This window comes from Bradyrhizobium sp. USDA 4449 (assembly GCF_054056275.1).
In genome coordinates, this window is record NZ_JBSRYD010000001.1 from 4837619 (window position 1) to 4855556 (window position 17938).

Genomic DNA, 17938 nt, shown 5'->3' on the forward strand with positions numbered 1-17938 from the left:
GGGAAGACGACCATGTATCTGGAGAAATTCAAGCTGAGCGGCAAGACCGCGTTCATCACCGGCGGCGGGCAGGGCATTGGCCTGGCCTGCGCCGAAGCGCTGGCCGAGGCCGGAGCCAAAGTGATCATCGGCGACCGCGACAGCAAGGTCGCTGGCGATGCCAGGGCCAGCCTGAAGGCGAAAGGTTACGATATCGAGACCGCCATTATGGACGTCACCGACACCAAACGGGTGGCGGAGGTGGCGAACGATCTCGTTGCCCGCCACGGCAGGGTCGACGTCCTCGTCAACAATGCCGGAATTGCCCGCAGCGAAACGCCGGCTGAGACGGTGACCGACGAGCACTGGCTCAATGTCATCGACGTCAACCTCAACGGCACCTTCTGGTGCTGCCGCGAGTTCGGCAAGCACATGCTCAAGGCCAAGAGCGGCGCTATCGTCAATGTCGGCTCGATGTCCGGCTTCATCGTCAACAAGCCGCAGGAGCAGTGCTTTTACAATGCCTCGAAGGCCGGCGTGCACCATCTGACCAAGTCGTTGGCCGCCGAATGGGGCGCCCGGGGCATCCGCGTCAATGCGGTGGCGCCGACCTATATCGAGACGCCGCTCAACGCCTTCGTGAAAAGCAACGCCAAGATGTACGACGCCTGGATCGGTGGAACCCCCATGGCGCGGATGGGGCAGGTCGAGGAGATCGCCTCGGTCGTCCTGTTCCTGGCATCCGAGGCTGCCAGCCTGATGACCGGCAGCATCGTGCTGGTGGATGGCGGCTACACTTGCTGGTAGGCTTGCGTCAAGACTGACGGAAGCGACCGGGAGCGACAATGCCGCGAGCGTATATCGGCGTCGACGTAGGGACCACGAGCACGCGGGCAGGGGTGTTTGACGAAGCGGGAACGCTGCTTGCGACCGCCAGGCATCCGATTCGGATCTGGCACGAGGCCGGCGACATCGTCGAGCAGTCGTCGGAAGATATCTGGGAGGCCTGCGTCAAATCGGTACGGGCGGCGATCGCGGAAGCAGCGATTGCGCCTGAGAGCGTCGGCGGCATTGGTTTCGACGCAACCTGTTCCCTGGTGGTGCTCGATATCAGGGGCCAGCCGGTTACGGTCAGCGCCTCCGGCGAGGCGCAGCGCAACGTCATCGTCTGGATGGATCACCGTGCCATCGCGGAGGCGCGGCTGATCAACGAGACCGAAGACGCCGTGCTGCGCTATGTCGGCGGCTCGATCTCGCCCGAGATGGAGATGCCGAAACTGTTGTGGCTCAAGCGGCACATGCGTGCGAGCTTTGACGCCGCCGGGCATTTCTTCGATCTGGCGGACTATCTGACCTGGCGCGCCACCGGATCGCTGCAGCGCTCGACCTGCACCGTTACCTGCAAATGGAACTACCTCGCGCATGATGGCGGCGGCTGGAGTGCCCCGTTCTTCAAGCGCATTGGCCTGGCCGACTTCGTCAGCGAGAACTACGCCCGCATCGGCACCGAGATCGTCGCACCCGGCACACGGCTCGGTGCTGGTCTGACCCGCGAGGCCGCCGCCGATCTCGGCCTGTCCGCAGGCATTCCGGTTGGTGCTTCCTTGATCGATGCCCATGCCGGCGGCATCGGCGCGATTGGCGGCCGTGACGGGTCGGGCGGAACGACCGATGTCACGGACCGCCTGGCCTACATCATGGGGACGTCGGCCTGCATCATGGCGACGACGAAGGACCCCTGCTTTGTGCCCGGCGTCTGGGGTCCTTATTATTCGGGCATGGTGCCGGACTTCTGGCTCAACGAGGGAGGGCAGTCGGCCGCCGGCGCGGCGATCGACCATCTCCTGAACTCGCATCCGGGACACGCGAAGGCGAGCGCGGCGGCGAAGACCGAGGGTGTCGACCTCATCGAGTTCCTCGAACGCCGCATCATCGCGCGTGCCGGCGATGCCAGCCGCGCAGCGCTGCTCGCCCGCGACGTCCACGTGCTCCCCGAATTCATCGGCAATCGCTCGCCTTACGCCGATCCCGATACGCGCGCGGTGATCGCAGGCCTTGATCTCGACACCGATGTCGGTTCGATGGAACGGCTGTTCATCGCGGGTCTGTGCGGGCTCGCCTATGGGCTCGCGGAGGTGATCGAGGCCTTTGCCGCACATGGCGTGCATGCCGGCATCATGATCATGGGCGGCGGCGCCAGCCGCAGCCCGCTGGTGCGGCAGATCATGGCTGATACCACCGGCCTCACCGTCGCGTTGCCCCAGACGAAGGAGCCGGTGCTGCTGGGTGCAGCGATGCTCGGCGCGGTCGCCGGTGGCGCCTATGCCTCGATCGGCGAGACCATGGCAAAGATGTCGGCGCTCGGGCGCAAGAGCGAGCCGACGACGCCTGAAATGGCGGCGTTTCACACGAGGAAGCGCGAGGTATATAAGCTGCTGCGCGACGTCGATCGCAGCAGCCGCGCGGCGATGCGCGATATCGTCAAGGGTTGAGGGACATGCTGATTTCCTGCGGCGATGCGCTGATCGATTTCGTGCCGACGAGAAACGCGGAGGGACGCGAGGCCGTGATGCCGGCGGTTGGCGGCTCCTGTCTCAACGTTGCGATCGGGATGGCGCGGCTCGGCGCTCCGACGGGTTTCGTCGGCGGCATCTCGACGGACATGTTCGGACGCATGATCGCGGAGCACGCCGTGGCGTCGAACGTCGATCTGGGTCTCGCCACCCGCGGCGATCATCAGACCACGCTGGCCTTCGTGCGCATCGTCGCCGGCGAGTCCAATTACGCCTTCTATGACGCCGAGACCGCGACGCGGAATTGGAGGTTTCTGCGTGGGACCATTCCGTTCAATAAGGTGGCGGCTGTCCATGTCGGCTCGACCACGCTGGTCAACGACCAGGGCGCTGCCGAAACGAAGGCTCTGATTGCGGATGCGAAGGCCTCGTCGACGATTTCCTTCGATCCGAACTGCCGGCCCAACCTTGTCAAGGATAAACCGGCCTATCTCGCACGAATGAATGAGTTCGCTGCCAGCGCCGATCTCGTCAAAATGTCAGACGTCGACTTCGCCTATCTTTTCGGCGAAGAGTCGTATCAACAGCGCGCGAGCGCGATGTTGGGGCGGGGTCCGAGCCTTGTCGTGGTCACCCGCGGCAACAATGGCGCCATTGCCTGGCATGCAAAGGCCGGGCAGATCGAGGTCGAGGCGCCGAAGATTGAGGTCGCCGACACCATCGGCGCCGGCGACACCTTTCAGGCTGCCTTGCTGTTCGCGCTTTACAAGCAAGAGCGTATCGCCCGGGCGCAATTGAAGGACATCGGCCCAGACGAGCTCCGCCGCGCGCTGTCCTTTGCCGCCAACTGCGCCGGCCTGACCTGCACCCGCCCCGGTGCCGATCCGCCCTGGAGCCACGAGATCAGCTGGAGCTGGTAGTCCGCGCGATTCCCGGGATGTCCCGGCGGATTGCGGCCATGCGTCCGCCGAAATGGACAGGTGAGTTGCGCGCTGGCAAGGTCCGCACATCCTGACGCGAGCCTGTCCTGATGAGCGACGACCTCTGTTTCCTCTCTGCCACGGAACTGCGCGAACGTATCACCCGCAAGAAGGTGTCGCCGGTCGAAATCACCACCGCGGTGCTCGCGCGCGCCGAAGCGTTGCAGCCCGAGCTGAATTGCTTCATCACATTGTGCGGCGACGAAGCGATGGCCGCGGCGCGCGAAGCCGAGCGCAAGGTCATGTCTGACGAGCCACTCGGCTTGCTGCATGGGCTGCCCGTCACCGTCAAGGACATCGTCAACACCAAGGGGGTGAAGACGACCTTCGGCGCCGTTCCCTACAAGGACAATGTGCCCGCCGAGGATGCTGTCGCGGTCGCAAAGCTGCGCAGCGCAGGTGCGATCCTGATCGGCAAGACCACGACGCCGGAGTTCGGGAGCAAGTGCCTGACCGACTCGCCGCTGTTCGGCCGCACCCGCAACGCCTGGGACGCGCGGCGCTCCTCCGGCGGCTCCAGCGGCGGCGCGGCGGTGGCCGTGGCGAGCGGCATCGCGCCGCTGGCGATTGCCACCGACGGCGGCGGCTCGACGCGGATTCCCGCGGCCTGCAACGGCGTGGTCGGGCTGAAGCAGAGCAATGGCGTGATCGCGCACAGTCAGGCGCTGGATGCGTTCGGAAACCAGACCTATGTCACGCCGACCACGCGCACCGTCGCGGACACCGCGCTGATGATGCAGGCAATGGCCGGCGAGGATGCCTGCGATCCCTGGTCGATTGGCGTGCCCGTGCCCGACTTCATCGGCATGGCCGCCCCGCGCGGCGATCTGCGCGGACAAAAGATCCTGTTCTGCGCGTCGCCGCCGGGCCGACCCGTGTCCTCGGATGTGACCACGGCCTTCAGGGCGAGCCTTGATCGCCTCGCGGGTCTGGGCGCGGAGCTCGAGGAGTTTTCGGGCGAGGGATACGACGTCGAGCCGATCTGGCGCGCTATCAACCACACCGTCTGGCGCTCGCGATTTTCAAAGCTGGTGGCCGAGCATGGTGACGTCCTCAGCGAAGCCTTCGTCAAGCAAATCGCGTTGGCGACTGATGTCAGCGGCGTCGACTACCAGGAGGCGATGTTCGCGCGCACCGCGTTGTTCCGTCGCGTGCAATCCCTGCTTGCGCGCGGGCACCTTCTGGCGATGCCAACCCTCACCCGCACCGCACTGCCGATCGACCAGGACCTGTTCGGCCGGATCGAGATCGACGGCCAGCAGTTTGACAGCGTCCGGCCGCACTGGTTCCCCTGGACGATGCCGTTCAACATGACCGGCCACCCCGCGATCAGTCTACCCTGCGGTTTTGGTCGCGACGGAATGCCGATTGGGCTCCAGCTCGTGGGCCGCTTCCGGGGCGACGCGGAATTGCTGCACGTCAGCGCGCTGTTTGAGGCCTCGTCCAGTCTCCTGTCCCGTCGGCCGGCCTAGGAGGGGACGATGGGCCGCAAAGGGCTTGCGTCCGGCGTCCGGACATGTTGATCGTGCCGCGGATGAGCCCTGAAGCTGAGCGCGCATGAGCGTATTTGTCCTCCGACGTGTCCTGACATTGCTGGCGACGCTGGTCGGCGCATCCGTCATCATTTTCCTGGTGTTGGACGCGCTGCCGGGTAATGCCGCGCAGATGCTGATGGGTGCCGATGCGTCGCCCGATGCGGTGCGCGCGCTCACCGTCAAGCTCGGGCTCGATCAGCCGCTGGCGGTTCGTTATCTGCATTGGATCACGGGTCTCCTCGTCGGCGATCTCGGCAACTCCTATGTCTACGGCACGCCGGTCGCGAGCCTGATCGCGGAACGGCTGGTGCTGACCGTTCCGCTCGCAATCATGTCGATGCTGATCACGGTGGTGCTGGCGCTCTCGGCCGGCATCTACACTGCCGCCAACCATAACAAGCTCGGCGATGTCGGGGTGATGTCGCTAACCCAAATCGGCATCGCGCTGCCGAATTTCTGGTTCGCCATTCTCCTTGTGCTGCTGTTCGCCGTTCGGCTGCAATGGCTGTCCGCCGGCGGTTTTGCCGGTTGGGACGACGGCATCTGGCCCGGCGTCAAGTCGCTGCTGCTGCCGTCGATCTCATTGGCTGTGGTGCAGGCCGCCATTCTTGCCCGTGTCACGCGGTCTGCGGTGCTGGAAGTGCTGCGCGAAGACTTTGTCCGCACGGCGCGCGCGAAGGGGCTCGGCAGGCGCGAGGTGCTGTGGAGCCATGTGCTGCGCAATGCCATGATTCCTGTCATGACAGTGATGGGCTTGCAATTCGCCAATCTGCTTGCGGGCACGATCGTGATCGAGAACGTGTTCTACCTGCCGGGGCTTGGCCGCCTGATCTTCCAGTCGATCGCCAACCGCGATCTGATCGTGGTGCGCAACTGCGTGATGCTGTTGGCGGCCATGGTCGTCATCGTCAATTTCGTGGTCGACGTGCTCTATGCCTTCATCGATCCTCGCATCAAGGTGCACGACCTGTGAGTGCGCCCCTGACCACCTCTGCCGACGCAACGGTCGCAACGCAACCCTTGTCGGCCCAGACGTTCTGGGGTCGCGCGCTGCGGCACCCCAGCTTTGTGATCGGCGGCGCGCTGAGCCTTTTGGTGGTCATCTCCGCGCTGCTTTCGCTGGTCTGGACACCGTGGTCGCCCTATGAGATCGACATCGCCTCGAAACTCCAGCCGCCGTCGGCGGCGCATTGGCTGGGCACCGATACGTTCGGTCGCGACATCGTATCGCTGTTGCTCGCCGGCGCGCGCTCGACCATCCTGGTCGGCGTCATCGCCGTCAGCATCGGTCTGACCTTCGGCGTCTGTCTCGGCCTGATCGCATCGGCCAAGCGCGGCTGGACCGAAGAGATCATCATGCGCTTCTCCGACTTCACTTTCGCCTTTCCGGCCGTGCTCTCGGCCATCATGCTTGCCGCGGTCGCGGGTCCAGGCATGGTGACCTCGATCATCGCGATCGGTATCTTCCAGATCCCGACCTTGACCCGGCTGACGCGCGGTTCGGCAAACGCGGTCTGGGCGCGCGAATTCGTGCTGGCCGCGCGCGCGTCAGGGAAGGGCGCCTTCCGCATCACCGTCGAGCATGTGCTGCCGAACATCCTGTCGATCCTGATCGTGCAGGCGACCATCCAGTTTGCGCTGGCCATTCTCGCCGAAGCCGCGCTGTCTTATCTCGGCCTCGGCACGCAGCCGCCGCAGCCTTCATGGGGCCGCATGTTGAACGATGCGCAGACCATGCTGTTCCAGTCCCCAATGCTCGCGGTGTATCCCGGTGCTGCGATCGCAGTCGCCGTGCTCGGCCTCAATCTGCTCGGTGATGGATTGCGAGATTTGCTTGATCCCAGACTGGCGCGGGAGCGGTGACGATGGTTGATCCCGCAACCCTGATCGAAGTCGCTGGTCTCGGCGTCCGTCTCAACACCAGCCGCGGTCCGGCACAGGCGGTCCGCGGCGTGAGCTTTGCGCTGAAACGCGGCGAGACGCTCGGGCTCGTCGGCGAATCCGGCTGCGGCAAGTCGGTTACGGCGCTGTCGCTGATGGGGCTGCTGCCTGACAGCGCCGTTGTCAGCGGCAGCATCAAGCTCGATGGACGCGAGCTCGCGCGCCTCCCGGACGCGGATTACTGTAAGCTGCGCGGCAACCGCATCAGCATGATTTTTCAGGAGCCCATGACGGCTCTGAACCCGATGCACACGATCGGCCATCAGGTCGCCGAGCCGCTGCGGCGTCACAAGAATTATTCCACAGCCCAAGCGCGCAAGGAGGCGATCGCCTTGCTCGACCGCGTCGGGCTGCCCGATCCGGCCAAACGTATCGATGCCTATCCGCATCAGTTCTCCGGCGGCCAGCGCCAGCGCGTCACGATTGCGATGGCGCTCGCCTGCGAGCCTGATCTCTTGATCGCAGATGAACCGACCACTGCGCTTGACGTTACCATCCAGGGCCAGATTCTCGATCTCATCGCCGATCTCGTCGAAGAACGCGGCATGTCGATGATCCTGATCTCGCATGATCTCGGCGTCATCGCCGAGAACGTGCAGCGCATGATGGTGATGTATGGCGGCACCGTCGTCGAGAGCGGGCCGACGGACCAGGTGTTTCGCCGCATGGGCCATCCCTACACGCAGGGCCTGTTCCGAGCGCGCCCGCGGCTCGGCGCGCGCAGGGGGACGCGACTGACGACGATCTCGGGCACGGTGCCGGAGCTCGCCGATCTGCCTGTCGGTTGCACATTCGCCGATCGATGTCCGCTCGTGATCGACGCGTGCCGGGCGGCGCTGCCGCCGATGGTCGAGGTCGGACCGCTGCATGGCGTGCGCTGCATCAGAACCGATGTCTCCATGGCTGCGAATGTCGGGGCGCTGTCCGCATGACCGCAGCGCCCCTTCTCGACGTGAGGAATCTCGAGCAGCGCTACACGCTGCCGCGCGAAAGTCTGTTCCGCCCGCCCGGGCAGGTCCGTGCCCTCAACGGCGTCAGCGTCCAGGTTGAGGCTGGCAAGAGCCTCGGCATCGTCGGCGAGTCCGGCTCCGGCAAATCCACGTTCGCGCGCGTGGTGATGGCGCTGGAGCGGCCGACGGCGGGCGAGGTCACGCTGCTCGGCCGCGATCTCAATCGCATCTCTCCCGACGAATTGCGCCGCGCCCGGCGCGATTTCCAGATGGTGTTCCAGGACCCTTACGGATCGCTCGATCCACGCCAGACCATTGCGCGCATCGTCGCCGAGCCGCTCACCGTGCTCGACGACGCCGACCGCAGGATGTTCCGCGCTCGCGTCTCGGCGGTGCTGAAGCAGGTCGGCTTGCGCGAAGCGGACATGGACAAATATCCGCACGAATTCTCCGGTGGCCAGCGCCAGCGCATCGCGATCGCGCGCGCGTTGATCACGCAACCGAAACTGATCGTCGCGGACGAGCCGGTCTCCGCGCTCGATGTTTCCGTCCAGGCGCAGGTCCTGAACCTGATGCAGGACCTCCAGGAGCAGTTCGGGCTGAGCTACATCCTGATCAGCCACGACCTCGCGGTGGTCGACCATCTCTGCGACGAGGTCGCGGTGATGTATCTCGGCCGTATCGTCGAGCAGGGGCGGCCTGAGGATCTGTTCGAGCACTGCGCACATCCCTACACGCGGGCGCTGCTGGATGCCGTGCCGCGGGCGCGTGCCGGTGGCGGCCGGCGCCGGCGCGGGGCCCAGGCGATCGCCTCGCAATCGGCGGTCGCGACGGGGTGCCCCTATGTCGCGCGATGTCCGCACGCCGACCAGCATTGCCGCGAGGTTCCGCCCTTGCTACGCAGGGTGGGCGAGGGACACCTTGCCGCCTGCCACAAGGCGGAGGCCGTGATGGCATCGCCGCAGGCGGCCATGGAAGGTTAATGTCGGCTACAGACTTGGCGTAGCCTCGAGAAGCAGAAGAAGGCCCGGGAGTTAGGCATGTTGAAGAAGCTATCGATCGTCGCTTTCGCCGCAGCGCTGGCCGCGGCGCCGCTGCCGGTGCTGGCGCAGAGCAAGAAGGACAGCGTCGTCATGGGCATGACGCTGGAGCCGCCGGGGCTTGATCCCACCAACGCAGCCGCCGCCGCAATCGCCGAGGTCACGCTTTACAACATCTACGAGACCCTGACCAAGATCAACGAGGACGGCTCGGTCTCGCCGTTGCTCGCCGAGAGCTGGACCGCATCGCCCGACCTGAAGACCTACACGTTCAAGCTGCGCAAGGGCGTCAAATTCCAGAACGGCGAAGCCTTCGATTCCGCCGCCGTCAAATTCTCGTACGAGCGCAACGCGGCCGCGAACAGCACCAACAAGGACAAGAGCCTGTTCCAGGCTTTCGAGAAGGTCGACGCGCCCGACGCCGACACGATCGTGCTCACGCTGAAATATCCGGAGCCGAACCTGCCGTTCCTGCTGGGGCAGGCGAGCGCCTCGATCGTCGAGCCGAAGAGCGCGGCCACCAACGTGACGCAGCCGGTCGGCACCGGCCCCTACCAGCTCGGCGCCTGGGTCAAGGGCTCCTCGCTCACGCTCAACAAATGGGCCGACTATCGGGGCGCCTCGGCGATCAAGCTCGCGAAGGTGACGATCCGCTTCATCTCCGATCCCGCCGCTCAGGCCGCGGCTCTCCTGTCGAATGACGTGGATGCGTTTCCGCGCATCGCAACCCGCGTTGTCGCCCAATTCAAGGCCGACCCGCGCTTCACGGTGCTGGTCGGCGGCTCCAAGGCCAAGACCATCGTCGCCATCAACGAGAAGAAGAAGCCGCTCGACGACGTGCGCGTGCGCCGCGCGATCCTCGCCGCGATCGATCGCAAGGCGATCATCGACGGCGCTGTGGAAGGTTTCGGCACACCGATCGGCAGCTTCTACACGCCGGGCTCGCTCGGCTATGTCGACACCACAGGCATCAACCCTTACGACCCCGAGAAGGCAAAGAAGCTGCTGGCTGAGGCCGGCGTGACCACGCCGCTCGAGCTCAGCCTGAAGCTGCCGCCGCCACCTTATGCGCGGCAGGGCGGCGAGATCCTCGCAGCCCAGCTCGCCAAGGTCGGCATCGTCGCCAAGATCGAGAACGTCGAATGGGCGCAGTGGCTGTCGCAGGTGTTCGCGCCCAGCGGCCCCCACAACTACGATCTCACCATCGTCTCGCATGTCGAGCCGTTCGATCTCGTCAAGCTGACGGAGCCCGACTTCTACCTCGGCTACAACAACGACGCGTTCAACGCGTTGTACAAGCAGATCGTATCGACCCCCGACGAGGCCGCCCGCGCAAAGCTGCTCGGCGATGCCCAGAAGATGCTGGCGACCGACGCGGTGGCCGGCTTCCTGTTCCAGCCGCAATGGCCGACGGTGATCAACAAGAAGCTGAAGGGCGTCTGGAAGGAAGTCCCGCAGTTCGAGAACGATTTCTCGGCCTGGTCCTGGGAGTAGGGCCAGTCGCTGAAGTCAGATCCAACACCAATGACCTCTCCCTGATCGGGAGAGGTCTTTTTTTGGGACGCATCAAAACAGAATCTGCAAAACAACCCCATGCACCGTAGCCGGGGGTCAGTTCTTTCAAGGACTTGCGCGACCGACCCGGATATTTGCGTAAAAACCGAAATATTTCTTGATCCGTCGGGCAAAACACTGGCATGATGCCATCATTGCAGTCGGGGTGACCGGGGCGCGAGATCGCGGGCGGCTCTCGTCAATGGTCGCGTCCAGCCATGCCACGTCCTTCGAGTTGATGCCGTCCGATCCGGCCCGTCCGCGTGCCGAGCAGAAGGCCGGCTGCGAAAGCCATGAGAGCGCCGACCGCCAGGGGCACGACGCGCGCCAGGGGGCCGTCGACGACGACCGCACGATCGTCCGCCTCCGCGCCGAAGCGCCCGCGCGTGCGGTGCAAAGACCGAACCGAATGCATCAGATTGTCGGGGCGTTCGGACCCCACGGGCTTGGGCGTTTCCTGCGCCGAAAACGCCACCTTCGCAAGATAGCGGTCGAGCCACGCCGGAAGCACGGTATTGCCCAGGATGACCTTGAGCGTGCTGAGTCCGATCCAGTATTCGCGGCCGGGACGGAGGACAGCCTGATAAACCGCATTCGCGATGACTTCCGGCTGCACCACCGGCGCGACCGGACGAGGTTCTCGCGGCATGTGGGTTCGCGCCCAGTCGAATTGCGGCGTGTTGACCGCGGGCAGCTCCATCATGGTGAGCCGGATGCGGCTCCGGTCGTGGATCAACTCGGTCCGCAATGAATCGGTGAAGCCGCGGATGGCGTGCTTGGCGCCGCAATAGGCCGATTGCAGCGGGATGCCGCGATAGGCCAGTGCGGACCCGATCTGGATGATGTGCCCGCGATCAGCCGGCCGCATGTGACGCAGGGCCGCCATCGTGCCATGCACGAAGCCGAGATAGGTCACCTCTGTGACGCGGCGAAACTCCTCGGCGGTCATCTTCCATACCGGCGAGAACACCGTGACCATGGCATCATTGATCCAGACGTCGATCGTCCCGAACGTCCGGACGACGCGGTCCGCCGCAGCGGTCATTGCGTCCGCGTCGGCGACGTCGGACGGCATGGGCAGCGCCGTTCCACCCATCTGCTCGACCTCGCGCCGGGTTTCCTCGAGCGCCTCCGCATCACGCGCGATCAGGCCGATGCGCCAGCCGTCGCGGGCGAAGCGATGCGCGATGGCCCGCCCGACGCCCGCCGAAGCTCCGGTGATGACGACGACCCGGCCCGAGTGAAGTGGCACCATGCTCATGATCTGTGCACCTCCGTTGAACGTTGATGGAGTGAGGTTCGCCGTGGGACGGCGGCGTCCCCGTCGCGCCAGAACGCGAATGCGGTCCGCGGTCCTGCAGGCGATCGCTTGAATCGTCAGTGACGGATTGGCACCTCCGACCGTCGGAAAGACCGAGCCGTCACAGATCCACAAGTTCGGAATGTCCCAGCTGCGACAGTCGGCATCGACGACGCTGGTCCGGGCGTCGCTCCCCATGCGCGCGGTTCCGTTGAGGTGGCAGGTATCGTCGTCCTGGATCCATATGTCGTGTGCATCGATCGCCTCCAACGCGCGGCCCATGAACTTGAGGGAGTGATCGATCAAACGCTTGTCGTTGTCGCACCAGGAATAGGTGATGCGGGGAATTCGTAAGCCATACTGGTCGACCTCGTCGGCCAGGGTGACCCGATTGGATTCCTGCGGCAGCATCTCGCCGACGATCTTGAGACCGACCACGTGGTTGTAGTCTTTCATGGCCTCGACCAGGCGCTCCCCCCAGAGCCCGCGAGCGCTGAACAGCGTGTTCGCCCAGAGCTGCGGTAGCGGGCCCTGGCTCATGTAGGAATAGCCGCCGAAGAAATCCTTGCCCTTGTCTTCGTAGTTCCAGTGCTCGGTAATGGCGAGCGACGGCGGCCCCTTGTAGGAGCGCACCTCGTGCTCCAGCCGCCCCCACACCGCCTGATTGGATTGCGCCATCAGGTTCTTTCCGACCAGGCCCGAGCTGTTGGCGAGGCCGTCCGGAAAGCGGGACGTCGCGGAATTCAAGAGAAGCCGGGGCGTTTCGATGGCATAGCCAGCGACCACGACGTTGCGGGCACGCTGAAAGCGCCATGCGCCGTCCCGATGATAGTGAACCCCGGACACGAGCCCCGACGGCTCGACCTCGACGCGACCGACCATCGCGAGATCGCGGATTTCCGCGCCCGCGGCGATCGCGCGCGGAATCCATGTGACCAGCGCGCTCTGCTTGGCGTTGGTCGAACAGCCGGTGACGCAGAAGCCGCGATAGACGCAAGGATGGGCCAGACCCCGGGGCGCCGACAGCGTCGCGAGCGGCGTCTCGGTCCATTGGATGCCCAGTGCCTCGCAACCCTTGGCCAGCGCTCGCGCCGCGCCGTTCAACGGATGGGCGCGGTAGGGGTAGCGCGGACGCGGCGGGCCCCAGGGATAGGTCACCGGACCCGATATCTTCAGGGCCTGCTCGACCTCGGTGTAGTAGTCCCACATCTCGCGCCAATCGAGTGGCCAGTCGGCGCCGTAGCCGAGCAGGGTGCGCGACTTGAACCATTCGGGGCGGAAGCGCAGCGAGACCATTGCGAAGTGCACCGTCGAGCCGCCCACGGCCTTGCCGCTGTTGTTGCTGCCGAGATGGAGCGGATTGGCGCCATCGACGATGCGGTCATCGGTCCAGTAAAGCTTGGTCTGCTCGGATTCGTCGGAGGCGAAATCCTCCAGCGGCCTGAAATAGGGGCCGGCGTCGAGGGCGACGACGGAGAAGCCGTATTCGGCAAGCTTGCAGGCGAGCGTTCCTCCGCCTGCGCCGGTCCCGACGATGGCAAAATCGACCGGCTCGCTCTCGCGGTATTGCCGCATCGGTATCCAGCCGCCTGGACGGAACACGTCCGGCGCCCGGCCATCGTGCGCCCGCGGCGCATGGAGGGGATCATCGGACACGGCGATTGCTCCGGCGGGCTGTGGCATCATTCCCGTCTTTCGCCTCGGCCGCTTCCCAGGGATCGCGCTCGTCGAGACCGAGGCGCACATAACCGCGCGGGCTCGCAGGGCCGCCCCAGCCGATCTCGCTCCAGGCGGTCGGGTGAGCGTAATAGGCGAATACGATGTCCCGCCCCATGCGCGCCTTGAAGAAGACGTCGCAGCGCAAGCCGCCCCATTCGGGCGCTTTCAACTCGCCGCATTGGGCGGCGCGCAGCAGCTTACCCTGTAAGGCTTCGGGCAACTGCGCAAAGCGCTTGCCGTATGCCGCGGCGGCCTCGGCGTTCAGCGCCTTCAGGCCGAGACGCCAGGCTTCGCCGTCCCGGGGCATATCGGGCACGCGAAACCCGTCCATGATTCCGTCGTGCAGCTTGCGGTCGACCAGCGCGGCAATCGGCACGGGCGGACGATCGGATGGCTGCGGAACGATGCGGCTCGCGATCGCCACGACGGTCTCGTATTCGTCGGGTGTGAAGAAGCGTGGTTCGGGCGCGATCGACAGCCGCCGCGTGATGACCTCGCGCGTCTTGTCGTTCCAGGATGGTCCCGACAATTTGGCGAGAACGTCATATTCGGGATAGCGGTCGCGACTGTCATGCATCGGGATGCGCCCTCATGAGACCGAGTGCGGCAAGGCCGGCCAATGCGAGGCCGGCGAAGCTCGGCGGCGCGGGGATCGGCGGTCCGTTCAGGATGTTCTGACTCCAGTTGCGCCAGCCGCCCATGTTTCGTGACACGCCGTATGCGTGGAAGCCGACACCGGCCACACCCATGGCCGTCAGCACACGCATCCACCAGCGGGTGAAGCGATGCGTCCCGCCGGAACCGCTCCCGGCCGCCGACAGCAGCAGCGCTGCGCCGATCGGCGGCAGCGTCACCGGCAGAAGCATGAAGGGGTTGTGATAGGCGCCCCGGAAATGCAGCAGGCCGGCCTCGCCGGTGGTGCCGAGCAGGCCCGCACTCGCCACCGCGGCGATCGTGCGTCCCGCCGGCAGACCGAAGATGCGCGGCCGCGTTCGGCTCGCCTCCCGCACCCGTTCGGAACAGAAGCCGAGCAGGCCCGAGAGCAGGATCGCCATCGGCGCGCCGATCGGCGCACCGTAAAACAAATTCTGCCAGCTGAAGCCGCCCACGCGCTTGCCGACGTTGTAGAGATGGAATCCGGAACCGACCAGCCCGGTGGCTGCCGCCAGCAGGTAGGTCGCGTCGCGCGCCTTGTGGGCGAGCGGACGCATATCGGCCGTGCCGTGCAGGCTCGTCGCCAGGGTCAGCGCCGAAACTGCAAGCGGGGTGTACATGGCCTTGTTCTTGAACGAGCCGCGGTAATGCTCGACGCTGGAATCGGCGAGCACGGAGGCGGCGAGCGTTCCCGCGGCCCGGTTGAGCTCCCGCGCTGTTTTGACCGTTGCTGCGCGGCTGGCACGAATGCGACGCGGCGCGAGGCGCGAGCCGGAGCTGCGAGCCGGCGCGGCTGCCGAAAGCAGTGAGACAAGCGCCATGCCGGATGCAGCGATCCCGGCCAGAGCAATCAGATTGCGCTCCGCGGGAAGCTTCATGCGGCCTCCGACACGGCGTAAGCGGCGGCATCGCTCCGCTTGAAGACCAACCCGTTACCCGGCACCGTCAGATCGGGGGCGATCCGGCCATCGCGCGGCTGCGGCGCGCCGTCGAAAAACATGCGCTCGATCCGGACATGGTCGTGAAACCATTCGAGATGGCGCATGCGGGGGGCAGCACAGGCAACGGCGAGATGCAGCGCCGGCGCGCAGTGACCGGAAAGGTCGACGTGAAAGGCGTCACACAGCGCCGCAATCCCGAGAAAGCCGGTGAAGCCGCCGCATCGGGTCGCGTCCGCCTGCTGCACGTCGACGGCACCGGCCGCAAGCATCGCGCGCACATAGTCGACAGTGTAGGCATATTCGCCGGCCGCCACGTCCATTCCATCAGGAGCGTGCTGCCGCACCATGGCCAAACCAGGCAGATCGTCCGACGACACGGGCTCTTCGAACCAGCTGACGCCCTGTTCACGGAAGATGTGCGCCAGCCGGATCGCCTGCCTGGGGGTGCAGGCGCCATTGGCATCGACGAACAGGTCCGCATCGCCGATCGCGCGCCTGGCCACCGCGACGCGATGTGGGTCCCGGTCCGGCTCGGAGCCGATTTTCATCTTGACGTAAGCGCAGCCGTCCTGCGCGACCCAGCCGCCGAGCTGATGCTCCAGCTCGTCGTCGGAATAGGTGGTGAAGCCGCCGCTGCCATAGATCGGAATGGAGGTGCGCCGCGCGCCGAGAGCAACGACGAGCGGCAGCGCGAGCAGACGCGCCTTCAGATCATGCAGAGCGGTATCCACCGCGGAGATGGCCGTCGCCGCAAGGCCCTCACGTCCCAGATTGCGGACTGCGCGCTGCATCGCCTCGAAACAGGCCTGCGGCGCCAGGGCGTCCTTGCCCGCGATCACCGCGGCGAGCGTGTCCCGGATCAGCGGCGCAATGCTGGCACCGGCATAGGTGTAGCCGAGGCCAACCTGCCCTCCGCCCTCGACCTCGACAAGCACGAGGGTGGTGGAATTCCAGGCGATGGTGCCGTCCGCCTCGGGGCGATCGGTCGGCACCGTGTACGCCTGCGCGCGCACGCTCCGGATTGGGACCTCGCACAGCATCAGTCTTTTCCGGGCAGAACACCCGTCAGCAGCTCTTTGGCGCTGTTCTTCAGCACGCTTCCCAACTCTGGCTCGGACGGGATCATGCTGACGAAATTCTTGGCGTCCTTCAGGGTGATGTGCGGCGGAAGCGGCGGCACGTTGGGGTCGGTATAGGCTTCGAGGATCACAGGCCGATCGGACGCCAGCGCTTCGTCCCAAGCCGCACCGACGCGATCGGGATTGTCGACGAAGATACCCTTCAGGCCGAGCAGCTCGGCGTAGCGATGATAGGGAAAATCCGGAATGCTCTGGGTCGACTCGGTCTTTCCGGCACCGAGCTGGATGCGCTCCTCCCACGTCACCTGGTTGAGATCACGGTTGTTGAGCACCAGCACGATCAGCCGCGGGTTCGACCAGCGTTGCCAGTATTTGGAAATGGTGATCATGACATTGAGGCCGTTCATCTGCATCGCGCCGTCGCCCATGCAGGCGATCACGGTGCGCTCAGGGTAGGCCATCTTTCCCGCGAGCGCGTAAGGCGTGCCGGCGCCGAGCGAGGCAAGGCCGCCGGACAGCGACGCTTTCATGCCGCGCCGCATCTTGAGATCACGGGCGTACCAGTTGGCGACGGAGCCCGAATCCGCGGTGATGATGGCGTTATCAGGCAGACGCGGCGACAACTCCCAGAACACCCGCTGCGGATTGAGCGGTTCGGCGGAATTCATCGCTCGTTGCTTCAGCGTGTCCCACCAATCGGCCATGCCTTTCTCGATGTCGCGCCGCCAGGACGACGGCTTCTTCTGCGTGAGCAGCGGCAACAATGCGCGCAACGTCGTCGCGCTGTCGCCGACCATGTTGACCTCCATCGGATAGCGCAGACTGAGCCGGCTGCCGTCGATGTCGATCTGCACGCCGCGCGCATCGCCCGGCTCGGGCAGGAATTCGCTGTAGGGGAAAGCGGAACCCACCATGAGGAACGTGTCGCAGTTCTTCATGAGATCCCAGCTCGGGCGCGTTCCCAACAGCCCGATCGAACCGGTGACAAACGGCAGATCGTCGGGCACCGCGGCCTTACCGAGCAGCGCCTTGGCGACGCCCGCCTGCAGGCGCTGCGCGACTTCGATCACCTCGTCCGTTGCATCGAGCGCGCCCGCACCGACGAGCATGGCAACCTTGCTGCCGGCATTGAGGACATCAGCAGCGGCACGAAGCAAAGCCTCGTCCGGCAGCTTCGCCGGCCCGGCATAACCGACGCCCGTGTGGGTGGCGCCATGCGCCACCGGCGGATCCTTGTAGTCGAGCTCCTGCAGATCGTTGGGCAGGATCACGCAGGTGACCGCGCGCTTGGTGTTGGCGATGCGTACCGCGCGGTCGATCAGATGGCGAACCTGTTCGGGAACGCTGGCCATCGCGACGTATTCGGTCACGCCCTGGAATAAGGTCTGGAGATCGACCTCCTGCTGATAGCTCGCGCCGATTGCGCTCCGCGCCTGCTGGCCGACGAGCGCGACCACGGGAACGTGATCCATCTTGGCGTCGTAAAGCCCGTTGAGCAGGTGAATCGCGCCAGGGCCCGACGTCGCGTAGCAAAGCCCGACTTCGCCCGTGAACTTGGCGTGGGCCGAGGCCATGAAGGCTGCCATCTCCTCATGGCGAACCTGCACGTACTCCATTTTGTCCTTGGCCTTTTCGAGGGCGACATCGAGGCCGCCCACCCCGTCGCCGGGATAACCGTACACGCGCTTCAAACCCCATTCGGACAGGCGATGCCAAACATAGTCGCTAACATTCATCGGAAAGGTTCCCGTAT

At 65.4% G+C, this 17938-nt stretch carries 14 protein-coding genes and 1 pseudogene; 9 read left to right on the forward strand and 6 right to left on the reverse strand.

Annotation, left to right across the window (positions count from 1 at the left end):
- The first annotated feature begins 12 nt into the window (after window positions 1-12).
- From ACVIIW_RS22485 to ACVIIW_RS22525, 9 genes are all read left to right on the forward strand, one after another.
- Complete coding sequence (locus ACVIIW_RS22485; protein ID WP_456702721.1) at window positions 13-786, forward strand: SDR family NAD(P)-dependent oxidoreductase; 774 nt, start codon at window positions 13-15, stop codon at window positions 784-786.
- Between the two features lie 38 nt (window positions 787-824).
- Complete coding sequence (locus tag ACVIIW_RS22490) at window positions 825-2471, forward strand: FGGY-family carbohydrate kinase (protein ID WP_456702722.1); 1647 nt, start codon at window positions 825-827, stop codon at window positions 2469-2471.
- Window positions 2472-2476: 5 nt separating this feature from the next.
- A complete protein-coding gene (locus ACVIIW_RS22495; protein WP_456702723.1) occupies window positions 2477-3412 on the forward strand; it encodes a carbohydrate kinase family protein in 936 nt (311 codons plus the stop codon).
- Window positions 3413-3522: 110 nt separating this feature from the next.
- Window positions 3523-4944 carry an amidase gene (locus ACVIIW_RS22500; protein WP_456702724.1) on the forward strand — a complete coding sequence of 474 codons (1422 nt, stop codon included), beginning with the start codon at window positions 3523-3525 and terminating at the stop codon, window positions 4942-4944.
- An 85-nt stretch (window positions 4945-5029) separates the two neighbouring features.
- Window positions 5030-5980: an ABC transporter permease gene (locus ACVIIW_RS22505; RefSeq protein ID WP_456702725.1), complete on the forward strand. Its 951-nt coding sequence runs from the start codon at window positions 5030-5032 to the stop codon at window positions 5978-5980.
- A complete protein-coding gene (locus ACVIIW_RS22510; protein WP_456702726.1) occupies window positions 5977-6870 on the forward strand; it encodes an ABC transporter permease in 894 nt (297 codons plus the stop codon). Before ACVIIW_RS22505 ends, ACVIIW_RS22510 begins: the two co-directional genes overlap by 4 nt.
- Window positions 6871-6872: 2 nt before the next feature.
- Window positions 6873-7880 (forward strand): ABC transporter ATP-binding protein, encoded by a 1008-nt coding sequence (locus tag ACVIIW_RS22515; RefSeq protein ID WP_456702727.1) that lies wholly within the window; start codon window positions 6873-6875, stop codon window positions 7878-7880.
- Window positions 7877-8881: an ABC transporter ATP-binding protein gene (locus ACVIIW_RS22520; RefSeq protein ID WP_456702728.1), complete on the forward strand. Its 1005-nt coding sequence runs from the start codon at window positions 7877-7879 to the stop codon at window positions 8879-8881. The genes ACVIIW_RS22515 and ACVIIW_RS22520 overlap by 4 nt, the downstream gene beginning before the upstream one ends.
- Before the next feature lie 57 nt (window positions 8882-8938).
- Window positions 8939-10432: an ABC transporter substrate-binding protein gene (locus ACVIIW_RS22525; RefSeq protein ID WP_456702729.1), complete on the forward strand. Its 1494-nt coding sequence runs from the start codon at window positions 8939-8941 to the stop codon at window positions 10430-10432.
- A gap of 259 nt (window positions 10433-10691) precedes the next feature.
- Here the strand turns inward: ACVIIW_RS22525 and ACVIIW_RS22530 are convergent, their stop codons facing one another.
- From ACVIIW_RS22530 to ACVIIW_RS22555, 6 genes and pseudogenes are all read right to left on the reverse strand, one after another.
- Window positions 10692-11753, reverse strand: coding sequence for an SDR family oxidoreductase (locus ACVIIW_RS22530; protein WP_456705231.1), 1062 nt, complete (start codon window positions 11751-11753; stop codon window positions 10692-10694).
- 57 nt (window positions 11754-11810) lie between these two features.
- A pseudogene (locus tag ACVIIW_RS22535) lies at window positions 11811-13448 on the reverse strand (GMC family oxidoreductase); the annotation flags it as partial.
- A complete protein-coding gene (locus ACVIIW_RS22540) occupies window positions 13438-14088 on the reverse strand; it encodes a gluconate 2-dehydrogenase subunit 3 family protein (RefSeq protein WP_456702730.1) in 651 nt (216 codons plus the stop codon). The pseudogene ACVIIW_RS22535 and the gene ACVIIW_RS22540, both read right to left, overlap by 11 nt.
- On the reverse strand, window positions 14081-15043 hold the full coding sequence (locus ACVIIW_RS22545) for a hypothetical protein (protein WP_456702731.1): 963 nt from the start codon (window positions 15041-15043) through the stop codon (window positions 14081-14083). The genes ACVIIW_RS22540 and ACVIIW_RS22545 overlap by 8 nt, the downstream gene beginning before the upstream one ends.
- Window positions 15040-16146, reverse strand: coding sequence for an enolase C-terminal domain-like protein (locus ACVIIW_RS22550; RefSeq protein ID WP_456702732.1), 1107 nt, complete (start codon window positions 16144-16146; stop codon window positions 15040-15042). The genes ACVIIW_RS22545 and ACVIIW_RS22550 overlap by 4 nt, the downstream gene beginning before the upstream one ends.
- The gene (locus ACVIIW_RS22555; RefSeq protein WP_456702733.1) at window positions 16146-17921 is read right to left on the reverse strand and encodes a thiamine pyrophosphate-requiring protein; all 1776 of its coding nucleotides are present in this window, start codon (window positions 17919-17921) and stop codon (window positions 16146-16148) included. The genes ACVIIW_RS22550 and ACVIIW_RS22555 overlap by 1 nt, the downstream gene beginning before the upstream one ends.
- Window positions 17922-17938: the final 17 nt, after the last annotated feature.

Coding starts and splice junctions, on each gene's coding strand:
- ACVIIW_RS22495 (WP_456702723.1), top strand. CDS start 2,477: ATGCTGATTTCCTGCGGCGATGCGCTGATCGATTTCGTGCCGACGAGA.
- ACVIIW_RS22505 (WP_456702725.1), top strand. CDS start 5,030: ATGAGCGTATTTGTCCTCCGACGTGTCCTGACATTGCTGGCGACGCTG.
- ACVIIW_RS22530 (WP_456705231.1), bottom strand. CDS start 11,753: ATGAGCATGGTGCCACTTCACTCGGGCCGGGTCGTCGTCATCACCGGA.
- ACVIIW_RS22525 (WP_456702729.1), top strand. CDS start 8,939: ATGTTGAAGAAGCTATCGATCGTCGCTTTCGCCGCAGCGCTGGCCGCG.
- ACVIIW_RS22485 (WP_456702721.1), top strand. CDS start 13: ATGTATCTGGAGAAATTCAAGCTGAGCGGCAAGACCGCGTTCATCACC.
- ACVIIW_RS22545 (WP_456702731.1), bottom strand. CDS start 15,043: ATGAAGCTTCCCGCGGAGCGCAATCTGATTGCTCTGGCCGGGATCGCT.
- ACVIIW_RS22550 (WP_456702732.1), bottom strand. CDS start 16,146: ATGCTGTGCGAGGTCCCAATCCGGAGCGTGCGCGCGCAGGCGTACACG.
- ACVIIW_RS22540 (WP_456702730.1), bottom strand. CDS start 14,088: ATGCATGACAGTCGCGACCGCTATCCCGAATATGACGTTCTCGCCAAA.
- ACVIIW_RS22555 (WP_456702733.1), bottom strand. CDS start 17,921: ATGAATGTTAGCGACTATGTTTGGCATCGCCTGTCCGAATGGGGTTTG.
- ACVIIW_RS22520 (WP_456702728.1), top strand. CDS start 7,877: ATGACCGCAGCGCCCCTTCTCGACGTGAGGAATCTCGAGCAGCGCTAC.
- ACVIIW_RS22490 (WP_456702722.1), top strand. CDS start 825: ATGCCGCGAGCGTATATCGGCGTCGACGTAGGGACCACGAGCACGCGG.
- ACVIIW_RS22515 (WP_456702727.1), top strand. CDS start 6,873: ATGGTTGATCCCGCAACCCTGATCGAAGTCGCTGGTCTCGGCGTCCGT.
- ACVIIW_RS22500 (WP_456702724.1), top strand. CDS start 3,523: ATGAGCGACGACCTCTGTTTCCTCTCTGCCACGGAACTGCGCGAACGT.